Source organism: Allocoleopsis sp., from assembly GCF_036703385.1.
GTDB lineage: Bacteria > Cyanobacteriota > Cyanobacteriia > Cyanobacteriales > Coleofasciculaceae > Allocoleopsis.
Genome location: NZ_DATNPA010000267.1, coordinates 1 through 13,416, shown reverse-complemented (window position 1 = coordinate 13,416; position 13,416 = coordinate 1). Strand labels below are relative to the sequence as shown.

The following is a 13,416-nucleotide window of genomic DNA, read 5'->3' as shown; positions in this document are numbered from 1 at the left end:
CGAGTAGAAAAATCGTTAAGGGTGTTCCTTGCTGTGGAATAACAGCAACATGGCTAGCGACTTCTAAGGTATCAGCACGGCGATAGGATTCTGGTAAAACTCGGAACATGGATAAGGGCACTTCGATTAAGACTGGAGTGTTTGCCACAGGAATCCCATAGAATTCACCTGTTTGACTTTGCACGATCGCAAGATAACCGCCGGAATCAGAGATTGTACTGCTTTTGAAAAATTGCCAATTCAGGTCTACAACCGTAACTTCGCGATCGCCCATGTGGGCAATCCCCACATGATTGAGTCCGCTACTGTAAACAGGCGTGCGATCGACTACTTTGTAGACAGATTCAATGCGTAGGGCAAGGTTGAGATTGCCAATCTTAAAAACAATAAGTTTTAGCGATGGTGTAATCTGTCGGGATTTATTCAGCTCGGTCGCTTTAGATTTTCTTTGAGTTAAGAGGTTGTTCATTTGATTGTTAGTTATGAGTTGGGGATTGAAGGTTGAAGGTTTGAAGGTTAAAGGTTGAAGGTTGAAGGTTGAAGAGTATTGCTTGTGATCAAATTCTGGGGCAGGCGGGACGCCTACCCCACAAGAGTCATTTTTTCTTGTGGGATGGGCATCTTGCCCGTCCTAGCTATTTTTGCCCTGAGCCTCAACCATCATGAGCCTTGTAGTTGCAGTGGATTTTGTGACGGCTCCATTATGGATTGTGATTTCTTCTCATCAATAATGTGTTTGATGGCGGCTAAAAACTCTTGTTCAAGGTAAGGCTTAGTGAAGTAAGCTGTCGCCCCTAAACGCATGGCTAACCATCGATGCTTATCGTTACTGCGAGAGGTCAACATAACTACGGGAATGTTCGACATTTGAGGGTCTTGGCGACGCTGACCGAGAAACTCGAAGCCGTTCATATTGGGCATTTCAATGTCACAAACTACGAGATTTACTGTTGATGAACCTTGGCGTAATTGTTCGATCGCTTCTCGTCCATCCCGTGCCTGCAAGACTCGACACCCAGCTCGTTCTAGGGTTAGGGCGAGGGTTCGCCGCAGCGCTGCCGCATCATCGACAACTAGAACGGTAGGAGCATGATGCGTAGTTGAGCCAGCCTTGGTATGGCTCATTGAGGCATTCTCGTTTAGACTTAAGGTAATTGGCCTAGAACCCGTGCTGATTCGTGTTGTTGCGCTATCGTGACCCAAAAGCTGATCGAGTAGAACCGTACCATCAATTACAGGGATTAAACTGCCATCCCCCAAAATGGTGCAACCGTAAGTAAAACTAGGTGGTGCGATCGCAGAACCGAAAGGTTTAATCACCAATTCTTGTTCTGTAACTAGGCGATCGATTTCCAGAGCGAGAACTTGTTGCTCTTGCCGGAGTACCAGCATTGGCAATGCCCAATCTGAGGGAGAGGGGACTGAGACTAAGGCTTTACTGGGGCAACTGTCTGGTAACGGGCAAGCATAGTCCAAAATGTCGCCCAGTCGATACGCGGGAACAATTTGTTCACGCCAGCGTAAAAAGCGCTGTTCCCCGGTTGTTTTTACTTGGTCGGATTTAGGAACGACAATTTCCTCAACGCTGTCGGACGGCAGGGCAATGGCAGTCGAGCCAACTAAGCAGACGAGTAATTTTGCGATCGTTAGGGTTAAGGGTAGACGTAACGTAAAGGTTGTACCCGCTCCTGGTGAAGAGGCGACGGTAATGCTACCTTTGAGCGATCGCATTTGGGAGCGCACGACATCTAACCCAACCCCTCGTCCAGACAGTTCACTAACCTGCTTGGCGGTGGAAAATCCTGGCTCAAACAGGAATTCAAACAGACGATGGTTGGGAGTATTCGCCAGTTGCTCAGGGGACAAAAATCCCATTTCCAGCGCTCGTCTACCGATACTTTCGATATCCAGCCCTTGACCATCATCCTTCACTTCAATGATGGTTTGGCTGCCTTGATGATACGCTCGAATTTCAATTCGACCTTCTTCCGATTTCCCCTGCTGACGCCTGACCTCTGGAGATTCTATCCCATGATCGAAGGCATTTCGCAATAGGTGTAACAAGGGGTCATAAAGTTTTTCCAAGGCGGCTTTGTCAACTAGCACCCCCGTACCACTTAAGTGCAAGCTGACTGATTTGTGGTATGTCGTGGAGAGATCGCGTAAGAGTCGAGGAAAACGGTTCAGTACTTCACTCAACGGCAACATGCGAGCCCACATCAACTCATCCCGCAGCTGAGTCAGCATTTGCCGTTGTTGCTCAAGCGTGCGATTGGATTGCTTGGCGAATAGTGCTACATCATCAACCGCTTCTTCCAACTGCGCCATGTCCTCGATCAACCCTTGGAGGCGAGAGTTGAGAACTCCGTATCGGTCCAATTCTAGGGCATCGAAATCACCTTGACGAATGATGAGCTCTCCGACCTGATTAACAGTAGGTATACTTGTCTCGTAGTTATGGCGTTCTGGAGCCACGAGCATCTGGTCTGATAGCTCCCGCAAGTGACCGACGACGTTCTGCACTTGGGAGAATCGATCTAGGAGTTCTCTTACCGATCTCTGTAATTGCTGATTTTGCAGAGAAAGACCATTACGGTTGATAGCGAGTTCACCCACTACGTTATTCATCCGTGCCAATCGCTCTGAGTCAACCCGCACTGAGAGCGTCGGAACAGGAGCTGCTTTACCTGGGCGGATGTCTGTCGATGTGCGCTCACCTTCTGGCTGAGGTGAATTCGTCAGCGAACTAGCTGGGGAGGCTGGTAATAGTTCACTGGGAATGGGAGACGTGGGGACTAAACCGGCAGCAGGAAGATTGGTTTCTGTTGTCCTGGCAAGGTTTAACCGAGATGTCAGTGCAGGCATCTCTTCAACTGGTGGTAGCTGCTCAAAAATCTGCCCAATGGATTGAGCCGCTTCTTCAAGGTTGCCTGGGGTTGCAAGTTGCAGACTGGACGATTCAATAGACTCGACTTCAATCACAGCCGTGTCTGGCGCATCAGTCTCTAACTCTGCTTCAGCTGTGAGCGCCGTAGTCTCAACCGACTCTTCGCAAAGGTGAACGCTAGTTACCTCTAACGTTCTCTCTGCCTCCACTGTTTGTGTATCGGGTGCAACTTGGGCAACTACGGGAGGCTGAGCGATGAGTTCGGGAGCATTAGCGAAAATTGCCTCTAGTGTTTCCTCAGTTGCGATCGCTGGTGTATCTTGGGGTAATTCGCTAGCTGCCAGCTCATCGATGAATTCGGGAGCATTGGCAAAAATCTCCGCTAGTGCCCCTTCTCCCTCCAAGGTTTGTGTACCCTCTAATCCTTCGATCGCAGGCGGTAATTCATTCAAGAACTCGGAAACTGGGACAACAATCTCCTCTAATGCCTGAGCTGACTCAACATTGTGTATATTAGTCGGCACCTCTGTATCGGCAGTACTCTCCTCCAAGGATAGGGGAGCATGGGTGAAGAACTCCTCTCGCGCCCCGTCAGGCTCAACGTTTTGTTGCTCACCTAGCAGGTTTGTAGCAGTGGGACTCTCCTGGAAGAATTCATTAATATTGGCAAAAATATCCTCTAGTACACCGTCAGGCTGAAAGTTCTGTATATCCTCCGGCACTTGGGCGATTGGGAGATTTTCATCCAACTCCATGCTCAAGACAGTCTCAAGCAAGGGAACGGTTTCTTCTGTCTGTTCAACAACAACTGAAGTATCAGCCATCGGCGCTGTGGCAGGGATGGCTGTGAAGTCTGGCTCTTGAGTAATACCAGAGTTAGCTAAGGCGACTAGAGCAGCAGAAGGACTAATTTTTTGGCTATTTGTACTTTGTGCATGAGACGCGAGTATCGCTTGTCTGGCAAACTCAAAATCAGCCAGCGCGAGTTGCGTAATGGCTAACGCCCGTTCAGGGTGAGCATCCAGTGCAGCTAAGGCCGTATGTGCGATCGCACCAAACCCTGGCTGGTTGAGTAACTCGGCAAACCCCGCAAACACTTCAGCTTGTGCTCTTAATTCTCCCGATACCTCATACTCTTGAGGATTGGCGACAACAGCGGCAAGACGCTCCAATCCATCGCCCACATCGACTTCAAAGATAGACTGAGCCATATCGATACCTAGTTCCGATGAGCTGGGAATATAGGTATCAGCCTGGTTGAGGGCGTCTCCTAATCTATCTTCAATCTGGGTAAAAATGGGTTCGGCTAGAATTAAAGCTTGCTCTGCGTCAAAGTAACCGGTTTGAATCTGCTCCATTAACGGCAGGCGCAGACAATCGTAAGCTTGTAGCAGTTGACTTTCTAGGTTACTATCAATTTCTACGGTCTCGTCGTAGAGTGCCTTGAAAATGTTTTCCAGGCGATGAGCCAAGGTTTTGATCGCTTCGAGTTCTACACTGGCGGCTCCTCCTTTCAAGGAATGGGCGGCTCGCATTAAATCGTGGACTTTGGCAGTGTTCTTCTCCTGCCTTAAGGTGAGTAAACGCGCTTCGATGATCTGCAACAGTTCAGGAGCCTCTTCGATGAAGAACTGATAGGCTTGGTCGCGGATATGAGGATTGATTGCCATAGTTCTAAGGGTTGAAGGTTGGAATGTTAAAGGTTGAAGGTTGGATGTTAAAGGTTGAAGGTTGGAATGTTAAAGGTTGAACCAGATCACCTGCTCACCTGCTCGCCTTGTAACCTGCAACCTGTTAGTTAACCTGCAACCTGTAACTTGCAACCTGCAACCTGTTAACCTTCAACCAATTAGCTGACTCTGAACTGACCAACGTCTTCTTGAAGGGATTGGGCAACTGCCAGGAGTTGCTTAAAGGATTCCGATACTTGGGATGCGCCCGTTGAAGTTTTTTGGGCGATCGCAGCTACATCGGACATGGTTTCGGTCACGGCTTCAGAGGCTTGGGATTGCACAACTGTGGCTTGGGCAATCTCTTCTACCAACTGATTAATCTGGTTACTGGCTGATGCAATCTTGTTCAGACTCTGGCGGGTTTCATCCACCAGTTTCGTTCCCATGACCACCTGCTCAGTCCCTGCTTCCATTGCTGCAACCACTTCATTGGTTTCCCCTTGAATCGCGGCGACTAGCTTCTCGATTTCAATCGTCGCTTCGGCGGATTGTTGCGCTAGCGATCGCACTTCATCTGCAACCACCGCGAACCCTCGTCCTTCTTCCCCTGCCCGTGCTGCCTCAATACTGGCGTTCAACGCTAGCAGGTTGGTTTGAGCAGCAAAGGTACTAATCAGGTTAACGACGGTGGAAATCTTTTGCGATGATTCACCCAAATGCTTGACTTTCTTTGCTGTTTCTGCTACTGTTTCTCGAATAGCGAGAATACCCTCAACCGTCCGGTTCATGGCAGTGTCCCCTTCATGCACCGTTTCTTGGGCTTGTTGCACAGCTGCTTCAGCTTGTTTGGCGCTGATAGCAACAAGTTGCACCGATTGAGCCATTTCTTGGGCTCGCTCTAAGGCTGCCACAATTTTTTCCGCTTGCCGCAAGGCTTCTAGAGATAGGTCTTGAACAGCGAGTTCATTGGTACTAGTTGTCTTGGCGACTTGGCTGGCGGCTGATTGCACCTCGGCTACAATTTTCCGCAAGTTACCCACCATCGCATTGTAAGAGTCTGCGATCGTACCGATTTCATCTGCCGTCACCTTAGCCCGAATGGTTAGATCTCCCTTACTGATTGGGTCTACTTCCATCAAGAGTTCTAAGGCTCGTTTCTGCAATCCTTCTTTCAGTTCGCGCTGTTCCTCAGCGAGTGTTTCCGTCTCTTCTAAGAGGAGGACTCGGTCTAGGGATAATCCCATCTGAGCGCCTAACTGCTTGAGGAAGTTGACTTCAGCGTCTTGCCATTCGTGGGGAGCTTTACAGTGGTGGGCAACCAACATACCATAGGGCTGACCTTCGTGGAGAATTGGCACAGCTAGTTTGGATTGGACTCGCCAGCGTTCTAATAACTGGAGGTGATCGGGATGAAGATTGGCTTCAGCAATGTTATCGATCGCGATGACAAAGTCCTCTGCGTCAGTTACGTCCGATAGCTCTGCAAGATAAGAGTTTTCCGCTTTGTTGTTGAAGGCACGGGGAAAACCAGCTGCTACTGATTCGGCTGAAATATACCTACTAAAGTCTGGGTTGAAGCGATAGATGATAACCCGATCCACATCAAGGATGTTGCGGGCTTCCTCGATAACGTCCTTAAACAATTCATCGAGGTCTTTGGTATTCTCCGCACGCGAACCGGTTACTTTTGCCACCAACAAAGCTTGTTCGGCGGCAAGTTCTTGTTCTTGTGTGAACATTGCCAGCTGACCTGCCATTTCGTTGATGTTGCTGCCTAGGGTAGCCATTTCGTCTTCCCCTGGAATGTTCACACGGGTATCGAGTTGTCCCTGACCAATTTTTTCTACCGCGACGGCGGCTTCCAAAATTGGGCGTGTAGCTCGGTTAGCGACGATAGCAGCGATCGCACCCACTGCTAAGGTTGCAGTAGCTGTTCCCAACAACAGCGTCCAGAGTAACTGTGTCTCTGTGGCAAAGGCACTCTCTGTAGAACGAGTCAGCACGAAAGACCAGTCAAGACCATATAAAGGTCTTAGTCGGTTAGCAAGTCCGTAAGTTAGAAGCTCCTGCTCTGCGGTTGACCCATGCTTAGCAGGTCCGACTATACTTTCCCCAGTGGTATCCTTCTCCTCAAGCTGTTTTCGATTGACTTGAGTTAAGAGGGTAGGAAATACTTCCTCAATCTTTTTACCAACGGTTTGGTTATCCTCATCTGAAGCAATTTTGCCAGAAGCATCAACCACATACAATTTTTGACCCCGCTGAGTATTGAGGTTAAATACTTCACGGAGATATTTAACGGGAATGCGGGTGCGGGCAATACCAATTGTTTTGTTCGTGACTTCATCCTTAATGGGAGCCGCGATGAAAAGATAAACACCCTGGCTAGTTTCAGATATTCTGGGTTCGGTAATGAACAAACGATTTGTTTTTAGTACCTGCTGAAAATAGTCCCGGTCCCAGTGATTCGGTAGAGGTTCACTCTTAGATTGGGCAATTACATTCCCCCTCGTATCAAACACGGCAATGCTGTCGTATACGCTGTAGGTGCTAGAGAAGCGATCAAGGACTTCATCTTTGGCCTCGCGCGTGAACGTTTCTCTTAGCTTGGGGTTGGTGAAGATAGGTAAGCTTGAGAGAGTTTCAAGGTCGCCAGTTCGCTCCTTGATGAAGTAGAAGATCTTATCTTTCATATCAGCAAGAGAAGTTTGTTCTGATTGAATCACTTGCTGTCGCGCTTGACCGCTAGTAGTGAGATAGGCAACTGTTCCAATTGTGATTACTGGGAGCGTACTGATGGCAATGGCTGCGATTGTGGTTTTAACTCGCAAACTCGAAGAGAGCCACCGCAAGATGTTTAGCTTCTTGATCGGATTGCCTTTCGATTTAGCAATTAGCTCGATTTCTTCAAGTTGGGGCAGTTGCAGAGTCTTGGATTCTACGGATGATTTTATCTGGCGAGTCGGCGGTGAATAAGAAATCCATGAATTTCTGTCTTCAGGATGATTGATTTTAGAGTATGAGCTGTGACCATTAGAGTTATACTTAGAGCCGGGTTTGGGAGAAAGCTGTGTCATGAAACGACCTCAATAATCAAAAATAATTCAGTGGTTGCGAGTGGCTCAAACCGAACTTACGAAGTTTTAGGTCAACCTCGTTGAATGGCTAGATTGAAAGCTCTTGCTTTTCCGCCAATCCTCAGGACTCATTAGTCAGGAGTTGCTAATCGCTAACTCTCTGACCAACAGCCGTAAATATGTAATTGAAACTTGATATCCGTCTCTACAGCTTCCCCGTTACTCTCATCAACAAGGAAAGGCTGTAGAAGTCGTCGAGTAATAGCGTTTTTAGAGTGGCTTCGACTTGGGATGCACCGAACTCTTTTCAAGGTTTAAGCTTGTTTAATTTGTAAAGAGACTCGTGAGGAAACACTCTAAAAAATGACCGGATACTAAGTTGCATTCATAATGTAGTAGATTCATTTTCTCCCCGTCTCCGCCTCTGCGTATCTGGAGCGTCTGTCTTAACTACTAGCTTGAACGCAACTTCCTACGAGACTTATTGCTTAGGCATCGATACCATAATTGCTTTACCGTCGATGACCACAAGCATTTCACCATTTGATTTCAACCAATACCCCCGCAAAAATGGCACCAGTTCAGGAGTTACAGTTGATGACGGTGGTGATTGAATCCAATCTGGATTGCACCACTCGATGTCTTCTACACGGTTCACGACTAACCCTAGCATTTCGTTCTTCGGGTTGCTGTCCGTTGACTCTTTGGCAGGAGCCTGGAGCACGATCGCAGTATGAGCTGAAGTAATATTTGCCTGTTGGTGCCAGGGAGTGAGTCCGACTAAGTGACCTAAATCGACCATCCAGAGAACTTCACCGCGCCAGTTATAAGCACCCATCACCCAGGGGGGCATCTGAAAGATGGGCACAATCTGACCTTTGGGAATCGTCAGCACCTCCGTGAGTTGTTGAATCGGTAAGAGGGCTGTCGTATCGGGCAAAAGATGAAATCGCAAAAACTGTTCGCTGGTACTTGAAGAAGGTAGAGACTCGATTAATCGGTTTGCGACAGGTATGGAAAAGAAATTGCGGACTGATAGAGAGTTGGACATTGATGGGGTCTCCAGTTGAGAAGCTGTCCAAATAGAACTTTTACCTTCTCTTGTTGGGTGGACAATGCCCACCCCAATCAAGAGTTGGATATTGAGTGTTGTCAGGCTTATCGTTTAACTAGCTGTTTAACTGTGCGAACTAGTTCTTCTTGATCAATTGGCTTGGCGAGGTAAGCATCGGCTCCCTGTTTCATTCCCCAAAATTTATCCATCTCGCCTGCTTTAGTTGAGCAGATAATAACTGGAATTTTACGGGTATTAGCCTCAGCTTTTAGATCGCGGCAGACTTCAAATCCACTACGACCGGGTAGTACAACATCAAGGACGATGACATCTGGTTTATGGCTGCTAATTTTGGCGATCGCTTCTTCACCACTGTCAGCCGTCAGGACATTCAAGCCTCCTTGTTGCAAGCAACTGATGATCACTTGCATGTCGGTCATGGAATCTTCAACAACTAGGGCAGTAACCATGATATTTACCTCATTAAAGAACAATAGAATGTGGCTAATAAAGGGTTGAAACTTGGTAGGTTTGCAAGGGAAGCAAGTGAATGGGTTCTAACCTTCAACCTTCAACCCTTGAACACCCTGCTCTAAATGCTTGCGAAGTACATTGAGTACGATGCCAGCATCGATGGGTTTACTCAAAAAATCTGAGGCTCCAACAAGCTTGGCTCTAACTCGATCCACAAGGCCATCGTTGCCAGTCAAAATGACAATGGGGGTATCCCGAAAACACGCAAGCTTACGTAACTGGCTGCAAATCTCATAGCCGTTGGTATTCGGCATGACTAGATCTAAAAAGATCACATCTGGCTTACGAGCGAGTAAGGTTGCGATCGCTCGCAAGCCGTCACTCACACTGACATACCGATAACCGGCTGCAACGAGCAGCTTTTCCATCGTTTGGCACACCAAAGGACTGTCATCGACGCAAGCCACCAGCGCCCCCTGATGAGCGACAGGAGTGGAAGGTTTTTCAGAGACTTTTCCACCCCCTAGAAGTGGTAGGTCGGGAATGCTGACGAATTCAATCAGCCCCAATTGAATGTAGGGCAAGAAGGAATGGGTGAGTTGCAAAACATCCCGCTTCAGCTGCACCGCTAAGTCCCGGAGAGTACGTTGTCCGTCTAACACCTTGGTCAGGCTTTGGTAAACTGGCGCTGATGTTTGTTTGTGAAGTTGTTCGGGTTGCTTGATGATCGGCACTAGATTCGGAGAATAACCAGCAACGCGATCATGATGCCAAACGTGCCAAAGTCCCTCAACTTCTGCGATCGCCTGGTCTACATCAATCAAGGCAAGTGGCGTTGGTAACGAGTTATCCGGTTGGATTTGATAAGTGACACGCCTTGCCTGCGCTACATCAAATAATACTTCTGCGATCGCCCCGTGAATAATTTGCGAGGCTTGTTCAGAAGTGATTTTGTGCTGCTGAATCCATACAGATAAGAGCTGATATTGCCAGCACAGAGGGACAGTGGTCGTATCCATTCCCGCTAGCTCGTGCTCTTGGGCTAAGCGCAAAGTAGGCATCTGAGAACAGTAGGCGGCTAAATTCCTCTGCCATCGTCTGACTGGATGAATCCCCCCAGTCGCATACATGAGGCGACCGAGGTGGAGAAACAACAGCCATTCCTGTCCTGCTACTTCAGATAACACCAGCTTGCCGCTAAAGCGAATCCGCTTCAAGGTTGTCAGAAACTGAACTTGCTTCGATGCCGTAAACAGACTAAGAGGTGCAGAAGCAGGAAGTTCTTTAACAGCCATCACTAACATCATCTCCAGGACTAAATGGCCAACAAAACACTAAAACCTAAAGTCTTTTAGGTCTTTTAAATAACTGAAGACGCACCTAGTCTGAATACAGAGATCTGTGACCTAATATTTCTAAATCTACTTGATGCCCGTTAGATATCGTCTACTTACCTTTAGACTAAAGCATATTAGGTTTAGTCAGAAAACGTTGCGGCATCTTATCTCACCCAGCATTCAGCTTGTTTTATTTCTCTAGCTCTCTTTATATTATTGTCTATTTTTTTATTTGTGTCTCTCAATCTCATATAAATTTATAACTGCTTTATCTTTTATCTGTATTGTTTGCTTTTAAAGGCTTTTATCAATCCTCTGCGCTAACTTCAAAAATTTCCTCTATTATAAGTTTCCACTGTTTCTCTCTAGAATCCGCCCGTTTTGTTTCCATTAATTTATGTAACCCAATGAATGAGTAAAATCATTTCAATGGTTCTACGTAGATTTACGGATAAGCTCACCAATAAGACCTACCCACCTAATTTATAAGCTTATCTATAGATAGGAAGAAATGCACTAATCACTTAAGTCTGAGTTGAAAAAGTTAATATTCTCTGCATATATTGTTTTTGTCTCTGATAAAAATATTCCTTGTATTACACTCAAAAATAGCATTTATCACTAGGTTTTATTGTCTATTGGTGATACTTGCAAGATCTTTATGACATCAATTCAATACCAGCAATATGTATCACAAAAAAACCATTATCGTATTACTATCAAAGTAAATGTATTACAGTCATTCCCTCAAAAATTCATTCATCATATAGATGCAAAATGTGAATGATTTGTGAAATGTATTCCTATCTTTTAATCACGAATTAGATTTTTACATTCTCCTTTGTAAGCAGGGTCACAACGAGAACCTTAGCGCCAGCCGCTCAGAATATAGTGTCGCCTCATCGTGAGCCTAGCGCTAGGAGTCTTGCAGAAGCTACGGAGTTAATTTTCGATAAGCTCAAAACATTCACCTATCTATATGCCCAGTTCAATCGGTGGCAGCCTGCGGCGAAAGTGAAACTGATTCCACGTACCCCTGAGTACTAAACTGAGTTTTGGCACGCTGACATCGCTGACTTGTCAATTAGGCTACTTCTCAGGTTCTCCTGTAGAGTAAAGCTAGCTCTCAACTCTTGGAAAGGGTTGAGCCCGTCTGCGCCTTGGTGTCAGGAAATTTTTTAGGGAAAATTAATCGTGAGGAATTTAACTCAGAGTGCATCTGGCATTAGCCAAGCTGACCATCAACACCACTCTGTAAAAACGGAACGCTTACAGATCCAAGACTTGGTCAATCTCTGCGCTGCCTCAGACCCCAAACTCCAGGTCAGTAGCGTCGGTAGCGATGTGATCCAAGGATTAACCCAGACTCCCAAAACTCTACCACCACAATATTTCTATGATGATCGTGGCTCTATTCTGTTTGAACAGATTTGTGAGTTACCCGAATATTACCCAACACGGACAGAAGCCTCGATTTTACGCCACTATGCGAGTGAAATTACTGGGATAACGGGTGCTTGTGAACTAGTTGAACTGGGTAGTGGTAGTTCCACGAAAACCCGTCTTTTGTTAGATGCTTACGCAGCTCATGCCTACCCATTACGCTATGTACCCATTGATGTCAGTGCCGGAATCTTAGAAAGTAGTGCTAAGCAGTTACTGCTGGATTATCCCTCACTTGAGATTCAGGGTTTAGTCGGCACTTATGAGTTGGCACTGCAACAGCTCACACCCACTGAGTTACCGACGCGGATGATTGTTTTCTTAGGCAGTACGCTAGGCAATTTTAAACCCCAAGAGTGTGATGTCTTTTTTTCACAGATTCAATCTGCTCTAAAAGTGGGCGAGTATTTTTTACTAGGGGTTGATTTACAAAAGCCAACATCGTTGCTGGAAGACGCCTACAACGACAGCCAAGGAGTAACCGCTGAATTTAATCTCAATATGCTCAAGCATCTAAATCAGCGTTTTGAGGGGAATTTTGACACTCAGCTGTTTGAACACTGGGCATTTTACAATGAGCCGCTCAATCAGATTGAGATGCATTTGCGGTGTTTGAAGGCGCACACTGTTCGGTTAGAGGCACTTGACCTCACGGTTAAATTTGAAGCAGGGGAAACGATTATGACGGAAATTTCCCGAAAATTTGACCTGGATGTCATGCAACAGGAACTTCAAGCAAAGGGTTTAACATCCCGCAAAGTTTGGACTGACCCGAAACAATGGTTTGGCTTGATACTCTGTCAGCTGTAAGCATCAACCTGCCTCAATAGGGCTGATTAGGGAGTAGGGTGGGTTAGGCGAAGCCGTAACCCACCAGATGCCTTTTCTTTTATCAACATCGATGCGTTACGCCACAAAGTCAGCCTCCTACAACTTGCTTTGAAGAACTCACTAGGTGAACTACCGTTAAATGCGCGATCGCTATCCTCGGTTTTTAATTAACATGACATCAATAATCTTAAGTGCCGTTTCCTCGGGTATCTCCAAGCTGTGATGAAGCTGGTTCAAAAACTCTTCTTCCTCTTCTGTCACTTCACCATCAGCTAAGACAATATCAGCTGTGACGGCAAAGGCTGTCTCATTGAGGTCATGAGGAAGCGAGGCTAGGGCGGCAGCCAGCAGGGTATCAGCACCTTGACGTTGGAGAATACTCAGGAGTCGATCAAGCATTCTTTGCAACACATCGCCTGGATAGCTCCTGAACAGTTGCATTCGAGATAAAGAAGTCATGAGCACTTGCTCTTCAGTATCTGCGGCATAACCATCAGCCGCCACTGCAATCAAGGCAATTGCTGCAAAGGCTTCGGCTGGCCCTAAGATTGTTTGGCTTTGTTGACGAGCACTAGAGAGTTTATCAAATAGACTCATTTTCGTTTTTTCCTTGAATGTAGATTTACCACTAGGATGGTGC

Annotated in this window: 8 protein-coding genes; 1 reads left to right on the top strand and 7 read right to left on the bottom strand. The window is 46.7% G+C overall.

Annotated elements, in window-relative coordinates; all coding sequences use genetic code 11:
* The 6 genes from V6C93_RS12805 to V6C93_RS12780 form a co-directional block, all read right to left on the bottom strand.
* On the bottom strand, positions 1–469 hold a 469-nt coding region (locus V6C93_RS12805), incomplete at its 3' end, for a chemotaxis protein CheW (protein ID WP_333477043.1).
* A 191-nt stretch (positions 470–660) separates the two neighbouring features.
* A complete protein-coding gene (locus tag V6C93_RS12800) occupies positions 661–4,557 on the bottom strand; it encodes a hybrid sensor histidine kinase/response regulator (RefSeq protein WP_333477042.1) in 3,897 nt (1,298 codons plus the stop codon).
* A gap of 179 nt (positions 4,558–4,736) precedes the next feature.
* Positions 4,737–7,637 (bottom strand): methyl-accepting chemotaxis protein, encoded by a 2,901-nt coding sequence (locus V6C93_RS12795; RefSeq protein ID WP_333477041.1) that lies wholly within the window; start codon positions 7,635–7,637, stop codon positions 4,737–4,739.
* Positions 7,638–8,118: 481 nt separating this feature from the next.
* A complete protein-coding gene (locus tag V6C93_RS12790) occupies positions 8,119–8,688 on the bottom strand; it encodes a chemotaxis protein CheW (RefSeq protein WP_333477040.1) in 570 nt (189 codons plus the stop codon).
* Between the two features lie 107 nt (positions 8,689–8,795).
* Positions 8,796–9,161, bottom strand: a complete 366-nt coding sequence (locus V6C93_RS12785) for a response regulator (protein ID WP_333477039.1) — start codon at positions 9,159–9,161, stop codon at positions 8,796–8,798.
* 87 nt (positions 9,162–9,248) lie between these two features.
* Positions 9,249–10,460 (bottom strand): response regulator, encoded by a 1,212-nt coding sequence (locus V6C93_RS12780; RefSeq protein WP_333477038.1) that lies wholly within the window; start codon positions 10,458–10,460, stop codon positions 9,249–9,251.
* A gap of 1,266 nt (positions 10,461–11,726) precedes the next feature.
* Between V6C93_RS12780 and egtD the strand changes: the two genes are divergently transcribed.
* The gene (gene egtD / locus V6C93_RS12775; protein WP_349262698.1) at positions 11,727–12,755 is read left to right on the top strand and encodes an L-histidine N(alpha)-methyltransferase; all 1,029 of its coding nucleotides are present in this window, start codon (positions 11,727–11,729) and stop codon (positions 12,753–12,755) included.
* A 171-nt stretch (positions 12,756–12,926) separates the two neighbouring features.
* On the opposite strand, the gene V6C93_RS12770 is transcribed toward egtD, so the two are convergent.
* Positions 12,927–13,373 (bottom strand): tellurite resistance TerB family protein, encoded by a 447-nt coding sequence (locus V6C93_RS12770; protein ID WP_349262697.1) that lies wholly within the window; start codon positions 13,371–13,373, stop codon positions 12,927–12,929.
* Positions 13,374–13,416: the final 43 nt, after the last annotated feature.